A 16,845-nucleotide genomic window follows, 5' to 3' on the forward strand; every position below is an offset into this window, starting at 1 on the left:
AAATGAAAGCAAGGATAAACTCGCCGATACAGAAATGCGCGGTGGGAGTTAATATCCCGAAAGAGAAAGCCGATATAGTCAGTGGAGTTATGGCGGCTTTTAACGGGTCATTCAAATTGGCAGGATCGGACTGCGGCGGAGAGAAGATCGGTTTCGTATGCGGACTTTCGGGATATACTGAAAGCGGAGCGAAAGCAGAGGTTTCAGAGGAACTGCTGATATTCTCGGGTCTGGATGGCAAAGAACTCAGCAAGGCAGTGACTATGCTGCGCGAAAAAGGCTGTGATATCCCGCTGAAAGCGATAGTCACACCCCATAACAGAGACTGGACAGTTTCAGCACTTGCGAGTGAACTTGCAAAGGAACATGAGTATATGACTTCCCGCGGAAAGAGTGACAGCAATGGTAAAAAGTAAATACAAGGCAGTATTTTATATAGTACTTTCGGCGTTCTGCTTTGCGCTGATGGGGCTTTTCGTATCGGCATCGGGTGACCTGCCCACAATGCAGAAAGTGTTTTTCAGAAACTTTTTCGCGCTGTTCATAGCCATCGTATCGCTGAAAAAAAGCGGTACGAAATTCGAGATAGGCGACAAAAAGAACCATGCTGTGCTGTTCGTACGAGCCTTCGGCGGAACCATAGGCATGGTGGGAAATTTCTACGCACTGGGCAAAATGAACCTTTCAGATGCGCTGATGCTGAACAAGATGTCGCCTTTTTTTGTGATAGTATTCTCATTCATATTCCTGAAAGAGAAGCTGACCCCGTTTCAGGCGCTGACGGTGGCGGGCGCGTTCATCGGAAGTCTTTTTATCATCAAGCCAAGCTTCTCGAATGTTGAGCTTTTCCCTGCAATATGCGGATTTTTAGGAGGTATGGGTGCAGGCCTTGCTTATACTTGTGTACGATATTTAGGACAGCACGGCGTTAAAGGTCCTGTGATAGTTGCGTATTTCTCGGCATTTTCAAGCCTTTTCGCACTGCCTTTCCTTATAATACAGTACAAGCCCATGACGCTGGTGCAGTTCCTTATGCTGCTGGGCGCAGGCGTTTCGGCGGCAGGCGGACAGTTTTCCATAACCGCGGCATACTCCCATGCCCCTGCGAAAGAGATATCGGTATATGACTATTCACAGTTGATATTCTCTACTATCCTAGGTGTGATATTCCTGAACCAGTTCCCCGATAAATGGAGCTTTGTGGGATATGTGATAATTATTACAATGGCGGTGCTGGTGTTTGTATATAACAATTTTCTCCATGTGGAGAATGAGAAGAAACAGTGAACCATGACTTGTGGGATGATCTGCAAAGAATACAGATGAATGTAAAATTTCTGTAAACCCCTTGAAATCTCCGAAAAAATATGATATCATATAATTTGTAAAATTTATATCACATCAAACACTATGACCAAGAGAGTACGTACTCAACACGGATTTCAGAGAGAACCGCCCATTGTGGTGCTGAAAGCGGTTTATTTCGCGGAGTGCCGAAGTTCACTTGTGAGTGGCTGCGCCGAAGGCTTAGGCTTGTAAGTGCGGACGCTGTGCCTGCGTTACGGGAAAGGGGAATGTTGGTTCCCCAGGGTGGTCACGGTCAGACTTTAAGTTTGACTATATACAAGATTCGTCTTAGTCGGTCTTGTCCTGTTTTTTGGACAAGACCGTTTTTTTGTTTAAGGGGGGCGTATGGAATACAGGCTTTGTTTTGATACTATACCCGAGCAGTTTGATAAGTGGCGCATACATTACAGTGATGAACTGTTTGCGCATATAATCGATAAGGCGCATATCGGCAGGAACACAAAAGTGTTGGAACTGGGTCCCGGGACGGGGCAGGCTACCGACCCGATACTTGATACGGGCTGTGACTATACCGCCATCGAGCTGGGCAAAAATTTCTCGGAGATACTGCGTAAAAAGTATGGCGGACGCGGTAATTACAGGCTGATAAATGATGACTTCATCACCCACTATTTTAATGGTGAAAAGTTTGACTTTATCTACTCTGCGGCGACTATACAGTGGATACCCGAGAAAGTCGCTTTCGGCAAGACTTTTGAACTGCTTAAAAGCGGTGGTATACTGGCGATGATGTATCTTCACGGGGATTATGAGACCCCAGACCCTGCGCTTTTTGCGGATATTCAGAAAGTCTATGACAAATACTTCAAACCGCCGACCAGCTACAAGGGCGGGTTCGTTTACGACAATGCGGTGAACTACGGCTTTACCGAGCTTGAAACCAGGTATTTCAAGGGCAGGCGTGAATATACGGCTGATGAGTACATTCAGTACATAGGCACCCACAGCGATCACATAACGCTTGAAGAACCCTATCGCACGCCGTTTTTTGAGGGTGTTTACGAAGCTGTGCAGGCGCATGGCGGAAAAGTTGTTTATAACGATACTTACATACTTAAAACAGTACGTAAGCCATGAGATAAGTAAAGTATTATTTTAGGAGGATAAATTATGAAAGAACAGTTAACCAGTATCGAAGAACGCGCTAAATCCGAACTTTCGGGTATCAGCGACATCAAGCTGCTGGAGGATTTCCGCGTAAGGTTCCTCGGCAAAAAGGGTGAGCTGACTGCTATACTCAAGCAGATGGGCAAGCTTTCTGCTGAGGAAAGACCTGTTATCGGTCAGCTGGCAAACAAGGTGAGAAGCGATATCGAGGAAGCTCTCAATGCACGTAAGGAAGAGCTGAAAAGCAAGGCTGAGGAACTTCGTCTTAAAGCTGAAAGACTTGACGTTACACTCCCCGGCAAGAAGACCAAGATAGGCAGGGCACACCCCTTGCAGGTAACCCTCGAACAGGTCGAGGAAGTATTCCTCGGCATGGGCTTTGATATCGTTGAAGGCCCCGAGGTTGAGACTGACCACTACTGCTTTGAGGCACTGAATATGCCCAAGCATCACCCTGCAAGAGATACTCAGGATACTTTCTATATCAATGAGAACGTTCTGCTGAGAACACAGACCTCCTCCGTACAGATAAGGACTATGGAGAACAGAAAGCCTCCTATCCGTATAATCTCCCCCGGCAGAGTTTACCGTTCTGATGCTGTTGACGCTACTCATTCACCTCTGTTCCATCAGATCGAGGGTCTTGTTATCGACAAGGGCATCACTATGGCTGACCTCAAGGGTACTCTCGAACTGTTGATGAAGCGTCTTTATGGTGAGGAAACTCAGGTAAGATTCAGACCCCACCACTTCCCTTACACCGAGCCTTCAGCTGAGGTCGATCTTATGTGCTTCAACTGTCACGGCAAGGGCTGTTCCATGTGCAAGCAGGAAGGCTGGGTTGAGCTTCTTGGTTCCGGTATGGTACACCCCAAGGTGCTTGAAGAATGCGGCATCGATCCCGAGGTATACAGCGGTTTCGCCTTCGGCATCGGTCTTGAAAGAATCACAATGGGTCGTTACAGCATAAATGATATGCGTCTGCTTTATGAGAACGATATGAGGTTCCTGGAGCAGTTCTGATAAGCTGGTAATATTGATTAATAACGGAGGTTTTAAATAAATGGATCTTTCAATGAGATGGCTCGCAGATTATGTTGACTGCGATATGCCTATAAAGGATTTTGTTTCGGGTATAACCCTTTCAGGCTCAAAAGTTGAGTGCTATAACGAAGAAGGCGATTATCTGGAGAACGTTGTGGTAGGTCAGGTAAAGGAGATAGTTCCTCACCCCAATTCCGACCATATGTTCATTTGCCAGCTTGATGTCGGCGAGGGTGCACTGGTACAGATAGTTACAGGCGCACAGAACGTAAAGAAGGACGATTTCGTTCCCGTTGCAAAGCACAAGTCAACTGTACTTCACGAGGGCAAGACCGTAAAGATCACAAAGGGCAAGCTGAGAGGCGAGGCTTCTAACGGTATGCTCTGCTCGCTGGGCGAACTGGGACTTTCGGTACACGATTTCCCCTATGCTATCGAGGATGGCATATTCATACTGGGTGATGACTGCGATAAGACAGTCGGCAAGGATATCCGCGAGGCTATCGGATTCAATGATACCACTGTTGAGTTCGAGATAACCTCCAATCGTCCCGATTGTATGTCCGTTATCGGTCTTGCAAGAGAGACTGCCGCTACTTTCGGCAAGGAGCTGAAAGTCAAGAAGCCTGAATTCAAGGGCATTGACGGCGATATTAATGAAATGCTGAAAGTTAAGATACACAACACCGATCTCTGTAAGAGATACATCGGCGCTATTGTAAAGAACGTAAAGATAGGTCCTTCTCCCAGATGGATGAGAGAAAGACTCCGTGCCAGCGGTGTTCGTCCCATCAACAATTTCGTTGATATCACAAACTACGTAATGCTGGAATACGGCAGACCCATGCACGCTTTCGACCTGAGATACGTTGAGGGTGCAGAGATAAATGTACGCAATGCAAAGCAGGGCGAAAAGATAACAACTCTCGATGGCATTGAGAGAGAGCTTTCCGAGGAAATGCTGGTCATCGCCGACGCTAAGAAGCCCGTAGCCGTAGCAGGTGTTATGGGCGGTGAGTACAGCGGTATCATGGACGATACCACCACCGTTGTATTTGAGTCTGCTTGCTTTGACGGCGCAAGCATTGCGACTACTGCCAAGAAGCTCCGCATGAGAACAGATGCTTCTTCAAGATACGACAAGGGTCTTGATCCCCACGAGTGCTATGAAGCTCTGATGCGTGCTTGCCAGCTGGTTGAAGAACTGGGCGCAGGTGAGGTCGTAAAGACTGTTATCGATGAGAATTACCAGAACGAAACTCCCCTTAATGTTGAGTTCAGCGCTGACTGGATAAACAATTTCCTCGGCACCGATATCCCTGAAGCTGAGATGATAAGCATACTTAATAAGCTTGAATTCACCGTTAAAGACGGCAGAGTATACGCTCCCTGGTTCAGAGTTGACATCGGCTGCAAGGCAGATATCGCTGAGGAAGTTGCACGTATCTACGGCTACAACAGCATTCCCGACACCATAATCAGAGGTGTTGCCAACGCACAGCGCACTCCCAAGCAGAATTACGAGCGCAAGGTCAAGGCAGCTATGCTTTCCATGGGTCTTAACGAGATAGAGACATTCTCTTTCATCTCACCCAAGTATTTTGACAAGATAGCTCTCCATGCTGACAGCAAGCTGAGAAATACCGTTACTATCATGAATCCTCTCGGCGAGGACACCAGCGTTATGAGAACAACGATCGTTCCCTCTGTTCTGGAAGTAGTTGCAAGAAATTTCAGCTACCGCAACCCCGAGTGCTATGTATTTGAGATGGGTAACGAGTATATCCCCGTTGAGGGCGAGGTACTCCCCAACGAGCCTGTAAGACTTGGCTTCGGTTTCTATGATACTACCGACGGTTCTGCTGATTTCTATACCATCAAGGGTATGGCTGACGGTCTGCTGAATGCAGTAGGCGCTCCTGAAGCTGAGTATGAAAGACCTGATGAGAACTGCGAGTTCGCTGAGGTAAGCGCTTTCCACCCGGGCAGATGCGCTGTTATCAAGGTCGATGGCAAGCAGGTGGGTATCATCGGTGAGCTTCATCCCAAGGTCATGGAGAACTACGGTATCGAAGCAAGAACTTACATCGGCAAGATAAATATCCCCGAGCTGATGGAGCTTTCCTGCGATACAAAGACCTACAAGCCTCTGCCTAAGTTCCCCGCTTCTACAAGAGACCTCTCGGTTGTATGCGACGAAGAACTTCCCGCAGCTGAACTTGAAAAGGCTATCAAGAAGGCTGTCGGCAGTATCCTCGAGAGCGTTACTCTCTTCGATGTATACAGAGGCGAGCAGATCGAAGCAGGTAAGAAGTCCGTATCTTACTCCATCTCCATGAGATCGCTCGAAGGCACACTGACTGACGATCAGGCTGATAAGGCAATGGAAAAGGCTATCAAGGAGCTTTCTGCTATCGGCGCAGAACTGAGATAAATATTAATTGTAAAAATTCTATTGCGAAATTTGTGCAAATTTGATAAAATTCATTATACCCCTTGTTATTTTCCAAAAAATAGAGTATAATATTAAAAAGGAACATATACGTCCGCCAGAGTGCAGCGATGTGATCCTGTATAGCAAGGAGATGAATCATATGAACGACAGAACAATGGAATTTTCACTTCAGCGTGATAAGGAATCCGAACTTAAAAAGACATTGACGGAAGTATACGACGCGCTGAAAGAAAAGGGCTATAATCCTGTAAATCAGATAGTAGGTTATATCCTTTCTGAGGATCCGACCTACATAACCACATATAACAATGCCAGAAGTCTGATCCGCCATATCGACAGAGATGAACTTCTTCAGGCGTTGGTGAAGAATTATCTTCAGGACTGAATAAGCTGTCAAAGAGGACGGAAAATTTTTCCGTCCTCTTTTTGTGTATGTATTCTCCGCTTTTGCAGATACTGTGAAAAAGGAGGAATGTGCATGAACAAGCTCATATTGGCAAGACTTGCCGCTGTTTTCACGGCGGGTGTGCTGACTGCCTGCGGCATAGCAGGGAAGTCAGGCAAAAAGGATGATATTCACGATACAACTACTGTCGAAGCTGAACCTGTGATGATGTCAACTCAGGCGGCGAAGGATTATTCTGTGCTTTCGGCAGAAAAACACGGCTACGGACAGGGCGTTCAGGTTGACGAAAAGAATCGTACCATCGGGGCGCTTGTTTTTAACAAGACTTACGGGAAATACTACGCAAAAGCGCTGAATGAGGATACCGATAAGATCACCCTGACTTTCGATCAGGGTTACGAAAACGGCTATACTGCAAAAATTCTGGATACGCTGAAAGAGAAGAACGTCAAGGCTGTGTTCTTTCTGGTAAAGGACTACGCCGAACGTAACCCCGAACTTGTGCGCCGTATGATAGATGAGGGCCATACCATAGCGAACCATTCGGTAAATCATTATTCGATGCCAACGCTTGCGCCGGATGTCGCCCGCAGTGAGATAATGGGACTGCATGAGTATATCATTAAGAATTTCGGGATTGATATGAAATTGTTCCGTCCGCCTATGGGTGAATTTTCCGAACAGTCTCTGGCTGTGACTTCCGATTGCGGCTATCAGACCATGCTGTGGAGTTTTGCCTACGCCGATTGGGACGTTGACGATCAGCCCGACCCTGCGGAATCAATCGAAAAACTGAAAAACGCCGCCCACCCCGGTGCGATATATCTGCTTCATTCGGTATCCGCTACCAATGCAGAGATACTTGGTGATATGATAGACGGTATACGCGAAGAGGGCTTTGAATTCAACTAAAGCTATAAAACAGGCACTTTTGTCCCAAAAGACAGGAGTGCCTTTTCGCAACACAAACAAAATATTATCGCCGCAGGAGACAACTATATTATTCGTTTTTAATTATTCAATATTCGCTATTTTTAAATGTCGGCAAACACGATATGATGAACCAAAACGGTAATTATACCCTCCCTGTCGATTTTCACAATATCATCATATGCACTTTGGGAGAAATGACTAACAAATATTGAGTCGATATATCTAAATTACCGAATTGAAGTCAAAACTATTAATAACTCTTGACTTTTATTTGGTGAATGAGGTATAATATATGAGGAAAATAATACCTGAAAAAAGGTGTTTTCCAAAAGAAAAAATGCTCCGCCAAAAGCCGAAAAAACAGGCGTGTTCGGCGGATAAATAAGGGTATGTCTGAATGTTTGAACATAAGAGATTGGTCGGGCTTGATGACTACTTCAAGGAACTTAGCGCAAGACCCGAAAAAGGAGTTTATTTTTACCGCGTCTGCGGATACAATGAGCAGGTAGCGGAATTTCTGAAAAAATATTACGAAGCCGCACGGACGAGCGGTGTCATCATCGAGGGCAGGATACCTAATCCCGATAACAAGAACCTTGCCTATTTTGAAGAAATGATGGGCATGGATTTCAAGATGGATCTGAATTTCCTGACAATGAAGCTGAAAAAATGGCTTCCCCGAATGAGCGATTATCAGCGCGGCGCCGTGGCAGGTTCAATTTATAATACCTTGAATGAACTGCGAAGTCAGGGCAAGAATGAAAATATGCTCAAAAACTGCTATATCAAATTCATGTGCTGGCTTTACTATAAGTTTGAGCGTGTGACAGCTCAGCTGGGTGAGAGCAAAGTGCCGAAGATACTCTATGAGGGCGATATCAGCAACTATGAACTTCTGCTGATAACCGTGCTTTCAAATGCAGGGTGCGATGTGGTGCTTTTGCAGTATAACGGCGATGACGAGTACCTGAAACTCGATCCGATGTCGAAAACTTCCCACAAGCTGGATATCGCAGGGCTTGGAGCTTTCCCCGAAGGTTTCAGCCTTAAAGGTATGCGCCAGATGCAGCAGGCTGAGGCGAACAGGCAAAGACTATACGGTGCTGAACCGAGATTTACCAACTGCACCAACGCGTGGATGAGCGGCGATGAGGAGCATATCGCCGATTTCAAGCGCCCCGCGAATGAGAGAGGCACCGATCCGAAGATGTTCTATAATATCTTCACAAGGATAAACGGTGTCTGGGATAAGCTGACTTACCTCAACGACCTCTACCAGATGCAGCTTGAACTTAAAAAGAACGGCAGACAGGTGGTAGTGATAGACGAGGGAATACCTCTGCCTACCCCTGATGAGATAAATGGCGTTCCGAGAAAATACTATAACCAGCCAGAGCAGATGATAGCCGACCTTGCTTTGCAGATACGCTATGGCAACAATATCGAACTGCAAAGGGTAATGGTGAAGAGCTTTGTGGATATTATGCTTGGGGAATGTGCTGCCGACAGCAGCAATCTCAACAGGCTGACCAATAAAGCGGTATACATCATTTGTTGGCTGAAACGCTATATGACGCAGCTTTTTGCGAACTGGCGTATGCCCGAGCTTTCCTGCTTTATACTTATGGGCGGGTGCAAGAACGAGCATGAAGCTATGTTCCTGAGATATCTGGCAAGGCTGCCTGTGGATGTTCTGATACTTGTTCCTGACCTGAATGCAGATAAAAAATGCTGCCTTAACGATAAACTGCTGTTCGAGCAGAACTGTGCCGAAACTCTTGATGTGAAGAAATTCCCGTCGGAGACTACGCAGTTACAGATGCCGACGCTCGCCTATCATGCCGAGCGAGAGCTTGATACACTTATGTATCAGGATTCGGGTATCTACCGAAACAGGCAGTATTCCAAGGCGAATGCCGTAACGCTCAAAACAATGTATGAGGAGATATCTCTCCTGTGGAAAGAGGAACTCAAATACCGTCCGAATTTCAGTACAGTTGAAGATGTTGTGAATATGCCTGTCATATTTGCAAAGGTCTCGGGCGTAAAGGACGGCGACCTTGAACAGTACTGGGGCAGCATAAAACAGCTGCTTACTCCCGATACCTTCCTTATAACACAGGCACCTTATATTAGCACAGACAGCTATAACGAAATGAAGAGTTACAGCACGGAGTTCCTGAAAAGAGGTATGCTGCAAAGACGGGTCATTAAGAACCACCCAAGCTACCGATACGGATTCCTGCGTGATGAGATACAGGACCATATGCTGGATAAATTACAGCTCCTCATCGACAGCCGTATGATAAAGGGTACTTTTGAAAACGGCACAGAGTATACGATAGTAGCGACCATAATGAACCTTAATATGGATATGGTCAGAAAGATACAGAGCTTTGATTTTACAAAGTCGAATCCCAAGCTGGTATATATAAATCCCGGCGAAAGGATGATATCACTTGAAGATTCCATCATAATCGCATTCCTGAACCTGATAGGCTTCGATATAGTATTCTTCGTTCCCACAGGATATCAGAGCGTTGAGAAATTCTTCAACACGACCGTGATGGAAGAACATCAGATAGGGCAGTACGTTTATGACCTTAACGTGCCCGATCTGAGAAGATTTGTAGTTAAAAAACAGCCAACTTCATGGCGAGACAGAATATTTAAGAGAGGTAAATAACTATGGGACTTGATTTCACAAAGGCTGCTCCCCAGCCTGCACCCGCAGCAGCACCGACAACAGACGCTATGCCTACCGTTGCAGCAGCTCCTGTACAGCAGGAGACCGAGCTTTCGGTAGTAGAAAAGTATGATATCGTTGCAGACAGAGAACAGATGACTACCGAACTGGTAAACTCACCCGAGGTAGACGCTCTGGTAAGCACTATCGAACTGGATAACCTTGATTCTATCGTAACATTCGGCGCTGAGGCTGCCGATGAGATAGCAAAGGCTTCCGACCAGGTGCTCAACAGCATGAATATGACACAGATAGACGAGACCAGTCAGCTGATGCAGGTACTGGCGAATATCATGTCGAAGTTCGATGTTGACGAGATAAAAGATGATCCTTCTTTCTTCAAGAAGATCTTCAACAACGCAAGAAAGCAGCTGGATAAGATACTCGCAAAGTACCACACCATGGGTGACGAGGTAGATAAGATCTATGTTCAGCTGAGAAAATACGAGGATGAGATAAAGCAGTCCAACAGAAAGCTGAATACAATGTTTGACGCTAATGTCAACTTCTATCACGACCTTGTGAAGTATATCCTTGCAGGTGAGCAGGGCTGCCGTGAGCTGGAAGCTTACATAGCACAGAAGCAGGATGAGCTTGAAAAGACAGGCGACAACTCCATTCAGTTCGAACTCCAGTCCCTCAATCAGGCACTAATGATGCTTGAACAGAGAGTACAGGACCTGAGAACAGCCGAGAACGTTGCTATGCAGTCTATACCTATGCTGAAGACCATGGAGTTCTCTAACTACAACCTCGTTAGAAAGATCAATTCCGCATTCATCATCACCCTGCCTATATTCAAGCAGGCTCTGGCTCAGGCTATACTGCTGAAGAGACAGAAGATACAGGCTGAGTCTATGGCAGCACTTGACCAGAAGACCAACGAGATGCTGATAAAGAATGCCCACAATACAGTCGAGCAGTCCAAGATGACAGCAAGACTTGCTTCAGGCAGCTCGATACAGATCGAGACTCTCGAGACCACATGGAAGACTATCATGAACGGTATCGAGGAGACCAGAGGCATCGAGGCTGAGGCAAGAAAGAAGCGTCAGGAAGACAAGGTAAGGCTTGAAGCTATCAAGCAGGACTTCAAGGCACACTACGACGTTCCTGATAAGAGAAAGTAAATCACTTTTTACGTACCTTATCTGTAATTTGCAACTGTCCGTTGCGGAACTTCCAACTTTCGTAGCTGGACAAGCAGTTAAAAATCTGTTATAATGCAATTACAGAAAGATAAAGGGGCGAAAGCCCCACACCAAAAGAAAGGCACAAAGCCAAAATGTATTTATGAGGAGGACAAAATTATGCCTATCAATCTTAGCAAAGGACAGAAAGTTAGCTTGACAAAGGGAAATCCCGGACTGAAAAATATTATGATCGGTCTTGGCTGGGACGTTAATGCGTTCGATTCAGGTGCAGATTTCGACCTGGATGCAGCCTGCTTCATGGCAGATGACAGCGGAAGATGCCCTTCCGAAAGAGAGTTCATTTTCTACGGCAACCTGGAGCATTCAAGCGGCGCTGTTAAACATATGGGCGATAACCTGACAGGCGGCGGAGACGGCGATGATGAGCAGATCATGATCGACCTCAGCCTGATGCCTGAGAATATCTCCAAGATCGCATTCACAGTTACTATATATGATGCTGATAACAGAAGACAGAACTTCGGTCAGGTATCCAACTCCTTCATCCGTGTTGTTGATCAGGCAACAGGTGAGGAGATCGTTAGATATGACCTCGGCGAGGACTTCTCCATCGAGACAGCTATCGTTGTAGGCGAACTTTACAGAAATAACGGCGAGTGGAAGTTCAACGCTATCGGCAGCGGCTTCCAGGGCGGTCTGGCTGCACTCTGCGGTCACTATGGCATCGACGCTGAATAAGGAGCGACCTGATAATGTCTATAAATCTTCAAAAAGGACAAAAAGTCAGCCTTTCCAAGGAAAGTGCGGGACTTTCTAAAGTAATAGTCGGTCTGGGCTGGGATGAGGCTGCGCCTGCACCTGCACAGCAGAAGCAGGGCGGATTCTTCTCCAACCTTTTCGGAGGAAACACCTCCGGAAATATGCAGAGTACGGGCGGTGATACCATCGACTGTGATGCATCGGCTTTTGTTCTTCAGGGCGGAAAGCTCATGAATAAGAACGATATCATTTACTACGGCAATCTGCGTCATGCAACAGGATCGATAGTCCATATGGGCGACAATCTGACAGGTGCAGGTGACGGCGATGATGAGCAGATCGTTGTTGATCTTTCACAGGTGCCTCCGCAGTATGACAGGATAGTTTTAGCTGTAAATATCTACCATGCTATACAGAAGAACCAGCATTTCGGCATGATCAGAAATGCATTCATCAGGCTGGTAGACGGCAGGAACAACAACGAGATATGCAGGTACAATCTTACCGAGAGTTACCCGGGCATAACTGCTATGGTATTCGGTGAGATATACAGACACGGCAATGAATGGAAGTTCAATGCGATCGGTCAGGGTACCAATGACGGCAGTATCGCTGATCTTGCCAGAAGATACGCAGGTATGTGATAACACAGCCCCATTCAAATCGTGAAAACGGGAGAACTGCGGCGGCGCCGCGGTTTCTCCTTATTTTCTGACAAATATTTCTAACGTTTTCGTTGGATCAAGTTGTAAGGGAGTTTATTGAACTATGGATCTAAAAGGTTTGACCTCACAACAGGTCGAAGAATCACGCGCGAAAAACGGCTCAAATGCCATACCAGAGGCAGAGCCTACCACGTTTCTGAAAGAGTTCCTTGAAACTTTCGGAGACCCGATGATTAAGATACTCCTTGCTATCGCAGCACTGATGATAGTAATGGCTATCGCAGGACTTGCTGAACCATATGAGCCTATCGGTACGATAGTTGCAGTGCTGATAGTTGCATTCGTTTCGGCAAAGACAAACGTTGCAAGTGACCAGAAGTATATCGAACTGAAAGAAAATTCCGAAAAGGATAAGTGTAAAGCTATCCGTGACGGTGCTACAAATGTTATCGAGGTCGATGACGTTGTACAGGGCGACCTGATTCTTTTACAGTCGGGTGATAAGATACCCGCGGACGGTGTTCTGGTACATGGTAATATCAAGGTGGATAACTCCGCACTTAACGGTGAGGCTGAGGAATGTAAGAAGACCGCAGCTGAGGGCGGCTTTGAGATGCCTACCGACATCACAGGTGATACCTTCGTTGATGAACATTCACTGTTCAGAGGTGCTGTATGTATCGATGGCGAGGGCTACCTCGATGTAAGACAGGTAGGTCTCAAGACAATGATGGGTAAGATGGCAGAGGAAATGAATGAGGAAGAACCCGATTCACCTCTGAAAGTTAAGCTTGCAAAGCTGGCTAACCAGATATCGATATTCGGTTATGTTTCTGCTATCATCATCGCTGTCGTTTATATTATCTACTTCATCATCAAGGCAGGCGGTCCTGCTGACTTCTTCGCACTTGGCGCTTCTTCTGTTATCAAGAAGATCGTTGAAGGCGTATCCATCGCTATCATCATCGTTGTCTGTGCAGTCCCCGAGGGCCTGCCGCTGATGATATCCCTCGTTCTTATGCAGAACACCAGCAAGATGCTTGACCATAACGTACTTGTACGTAAGGCTGTCGGTATCGAGACCGCTGGTTCTCTGAACGTTCTGTTCTCCGATAAGACAGGTACTATCACCAAGGGTAAGCTTGAAGTTGTTGAGTTCTTCACAGCTGACGGCGAAGTTATCCCTAATGAAAAACTTGCAGGTTGCAAGAAAGTCAAGGAACTGCTGGATATCTCAATCGGTAAGAACACACAGTCACTGTTCGATGGCAACCACAATGTCATCGGCGGTAACTTCACAGATCAGGCTTTGATGCACTTCATCGGCGAGGCTGATTTCAATGCGCTGAAAGAGAACAAGGAATACGAAGTTACCACATATCAGGGCTTCAATTCTGCTAACAAGTTCAGTCAGTCGAGAATAGATAATCTGGGTAAGACCTTCTATAAGGGCGCTCCCGAAAGACTTCTCGCAAAGGCTAAAAAGTACCTTGATGCCGACGGCAATATCAAGGATATCGACATGGACAAGCTGAACGAAAAGATCGATGCACTTGCTAACAAGGCAATGCGTGTACTGAGTTTTGGTTACTCCGAAAAGCCTATGGTTGAGAACGAGATCAACGACGATGTAGTTATCATCGGTCTTGTCGGTATACGTGATGATGTTCGTGCCGAGGCTAAGGAAGCTATCCACGAAGTTCAGGAGGCTGGTATCCAGGTCGTAATGATAACGGGTGACCGTCTTGAAACTGCCAAGGCTATCGCTAAGGATGCAGGTCTTATCAAGAGCGATAAGGATATTGCACTGTCATCTGCTGAACTCAATAAGATGTCCGATGACGAAGTAAAGAAGATAGTGAGAGATATCCGCGTTATCGCAAGAGCACTGCCTACCGATAAGTCCAGAATGGTAAGGATCTGTCAGGAAATGAACCTGGTCGTAGGTATGACAGGCGACGGCGTAAACGACAGCCCTGCTCTTAAAAAGGCAGATGTCGGCTTTGCAATGGGCAGCGGTACCGAAGCTGCCAAGGAAGCAGGCGAGATCGTTATCCTCGATGATAACTTCAAGTCCATCAAGGATGCTATCCTCTACGGCAGAACCATCTACAACAATATCCTTAAATTCTGTAAGTTCCAGCTGGTCATCAACGTGGCAGCTGTACTGGTATCCGCTTTCGGACCTTTCTTCGGTATCGAAGAACCTCTGAAGGTTACACACCTGCTGTTCGTTAACCTCGTTATGGACGGTCTGGGTGCTATCATGCTGGGTAACGAGCCTGCACTTGAAAAGTATATGCTCGAAAAGCCCAGAAGAAGAGACGAGAGCATCATCAGCAAGCCTATGGCTGTACAGATCGGTGTTATGGGCGCATGGCTGACTATCATGAGCTTCCTGTTCTTCCTTATCCCCTCAGCAGGCAACAGCGTGGGCGATGTTATGAAGGATCTCTCCAAGGGTCTGTTCTGCCAGAATTTCTTTGACGGCAACATTGATAAGCTGAAAACAGGCTACTTTGTACTGTTCATCGTCAGCGCACTTGCAAACGGTTTCAATGTAAGAGATCAGAAGTACGGTATCTTCAAGGGTCTGAACCTGAACCCCGGCTTCCTGAGAGTTATGTGTGCTATCATTGCTGTACAGGCAGTTATCGTTAACTGCGGCCTTATACCTCTGGCACCTTTCCAGTGGCTCGGCAAGATGTTCAGCTGCGTACCTTTCGGCATCGCAGGCTGGGTAGTAGTAGTGCTCATGGCACTTACCATGATACCCGTTGACCTTATCAGAAAGACTGTTTCGGGTCCTGCAAAAACAGCTGAATAAGCAAATATCATATAAACTGTACACGGCTCACACGTTTTGTGCGAGCCGTGTTTATGGTATGATACAGGGTGCTTTTTATAATGCTCACGGGATCCGCGGGCATTTTAAAAGACATACAGAATATATTATAAAGGAGAAAGCAATATGAAAAACAAGCTCACCTCAGAGAACAGAACCAGCTTTGAAAGTGAACTGACCTGTGTCATCAAAGGCAGCTCGGTTATGAACGTATCAGCTGCCGAGGAAGAATACACACTTCCTCAGCTTATGCGCCTTGCTAAGCGCTTTCACAATACCAAGCGCACCTATCTTCTGGTTGACCCACTGCAAGGCAAGCATATCCCTGTAAGTCCCAAGGATTGCCTTACCATGTTGCGCACACTCGGCGCAAAGCTGAAAAGAGAATTTCCGCAGACCAAGCTGGTAGTGGGCTTTGCTGAAACAGCTACCGCTATCGGCGCAGCTGTTGCAGAGTATATGGGCAGTGACTGCGTTTATATCCAGACCACACGCGAGGAAGTACCCGAGGTCAGCAAATGGATAGAATTTCAGGAGGAACACAGCCACGCTACCGAGCAGAAGCTTTCTGCTGATGGCTTTTCTGCCGCTCTCGATAACACGGATACTGTCATTTTCGTTGACGATGAATTTTCCACAGGGAAGACTCTTGTAAACATGATAGAACAGCTCAGGGAGGAATTTCCTCAGCTGTGTGATAAGCAGATAGTAGCGGCTTCCATTATCGACCGCATGAGTGAGGAAAACGTCCGCCGCCTTGAAATGCACGGCATGATCTGCCGTCAGCTTTTAAAGATAGACAACGTGGATTATACCGAGACTGTCAATAAGTTCGAGATTCGGGGTGCTTCCGACCTGCCTGCTGTGGACAACAGCGACGACCTGATAAAGGCAGCCTATCTGCTGAAAGAGGACGGCGATACTTCGCCCAGAACAGGCGTTGTGATAGGGGAGTATATCGATAGTATCCTTGCACGCCATGATATGATAAGTACAGCCGACAGCACCATGATACCCTCGGGCAAAAGTATAGCCGTCATCGGCACTGAGGAGTGTATGTATGCAGGGCTTATAATAGCCGAAAAGCTTGAAAACAGCGGCGCATACAATAGCGTGAAGTTCCATGCAACTACCCGCAGTCCCATAGGTATCTGCGAAGCCGAGGGCTACCCAATATTCAATGGCTACAAGCTTCAAAGCTTCTACGAAAAGGGAAGACAGACTTTCCTGTATGACCTTAAAAAGTATGATTCCGTACTCATTGTGACGGATTCTGCTCCGGAAAATATGGACGCAGTAAATGAACTTGGTTCGCTGTTCAGACATTACGGCTGCAAAGAGATAATCGTAGAAAGGATATAAC

Annotated in this window: 13 protein-coding genes; all 13 read left to right on the top strand. The window is 46.5% G+C overall.

The annotated features are described in order from the left end of the window. Positions 1 to 2: 2 nt before the first annotated feature. The 13 genes from N773_RS0101275 to N773_RS0101340 all read left to right on the top strand — a co-directional run bounded on the left by N773_RS0101275 (position 3) and on the right by N773_RS0101340 (position 16,844). On the top strand, positions 3 to 416 hold the full coding sequence (locus tag N773_RS0101275; protein ID WP_024856076.1) for a DUF3783 domain-containing protein: 414 nt from the start codon (positions 3 to 5) through the stop codon (positions 414 to 416). Continuing rightward, entirely contained in the window at positions 403 to 1,287 is an 885-nt protein-coding gene (locus tag N773_RS0101280) for a DMT family transporter (protein WP_024856077.1), read from the top strand. The genes N773_RS0101275 and N773_RS0101280 overlap by 14 nt, the downstream gene beginning before the upstream one ends. 405 nt (positions 1,288 to 1,692) lie before the next feature. Continuing rightward, positions 1,693 to 2,445, top strand: a complete 753-nt coding sequence (locus N773_RS0101285) for a class I SAM-dependent methyltransferase (protein WP_024856078.1) — start codon at positions 1,693 to 1,695, stop codon at positions 2,443 to 2,445. Between the two features lie 33 nt (positions 2,446 to 2,478). Next, a complete protein-coding gene (pheS, locus tag N773_RS0101290) occupies positions 2,479 to 3,498 on the top strand; it encodes a phenylalanine--tRNA ligase subunit alpha (protein WP_024856079.1) in 1,020 nt (339 codons plus the stop codon). A gap of 40 nt (positions 3,499 to 3,538) precedes the next feature. Next, on the top strand, positions 3,539 to 5,953 hold the full coding sequence (pheT, locus tag N773_RS0101295; RefSeq protein ID WP_024856080.1) for a phenylalanine--tRNA ligase subunit beta: 2,415 nt from the start codon (positions 3,539 to 3,541) through the stop codon (positions 5,951 to 5,953). A 160-nt stretch (positions 5,954 to 6,113) separates the two neighbouring features. Further along, positions 6,114 to 6,359 (top strand): IreB family regulatory phosphoprotein, encoded by a 246-nt coding sequence (locus N773_RS0101300; RefSeq protein ID WP_013498984.1) that lies wholly within the window; start codon positions 6,114 to 6,116, stop codon positions 6,357 to 6,359. 93 nt (positions 6,360 to 6,452) lie between these two features. Next, the gene (locus tag N773_RS0101305; RefSeq protein WP_024856081.1) at positions 6,453 to 7,292 is read left to right on the top strand and encodes a polysaccharide deacetylase family protein; all 840 of its coding nucleotides are present in this window, start codon (positions 6,453 to 6,455) and stop codon (positions 7,290 to 7,292) included. Between the two features lie 418 nt (positions 7,293 to 7,710). Then, positions 7,711 to 9,999: a YceG family protein gene (locus N773_RS0101315; RefSeq protein ID WP_024856082.1), complete on the top strand. Its 2,289-nt coding sequence runs from the start codon at positions 7,711 to 7,713 to the stop codon at positions 9,997 to 9,999. A 2-nt stretch (positions 10,000 to 10,001) separates the two neighbouring features. Next, positions 10,002 to 11,189 carry a toxic anion resistance protein gene (locus tag N773_RS0101320; RefSeq protein WP_024856083.1) on the top strand — a complete coding sequence of 396 codons (1,188 nt, stop codon included), beginning with the start codon at positions 10,002 to 10,004 and terminating at the stop codon, positions 11,187 to 11,189. A gap of 180 nt (positions 11,190 to 11,369) precedes the next feature. Next, positions 11,370 to 11,951, top strand: a complete 582-nt coding sequence (locus tag N773_RS0101325; protein ID WP_024856084.1) for a TerD family protein — start codon at positions 11,370 to 11,372, stop codon at positions 11,949 to 11,951. Between the two features lie 14 nt (positions 11,952 to 11,965). Next, on the top strand, positions 11,966 to 12,616 hold the full coding sequence (locus N773_RS0101330) for a TerD family protein (protein ID WP_024856085.1): 651 nt from the start codon (positions 11,966 to 11,968) through the stop codon (positions 12,614 to 12,616). A gap of 124 nt (positions 12,617 to 12,740) precedes the next feature. Beyond that, complete coding sequence (locus N773_RS0101335) at positions 12,741 to 15,464, top strand: calcium-translocating P-type ATPase, PMCA-type (RefSeq protein WP_024856086.1); 2,724 nt, start codon at positions 12,741 to 12,743, stop codon at positions 15,462 to 15,464. 144 nt (positions 15,465 to 15,608) lie between these two features. Next, a complete protein-coding gene (locus N773_RS0101340) occupies positions 15,609 to 16,844 on the top strand; it encodes a phosphoribosyltransferase domain-containing protein (protein ID WP_024856087.1) in 1,236 nt (411 codons plus the stop codon). The last annotated feature ends 1 nt before the right edge of the window (position 16,845 follow it).

The organism is Ruminococcus albus AD2013 (genome assembly GCF_000526775.1).
GTDB classification, from domain to species: domain Bacteria; phylum Bacillota; class Clostridia; order Oscillospirales; family Ruminococcaceae; genus Hominimerdicola; species Hominimerdicola alba_A.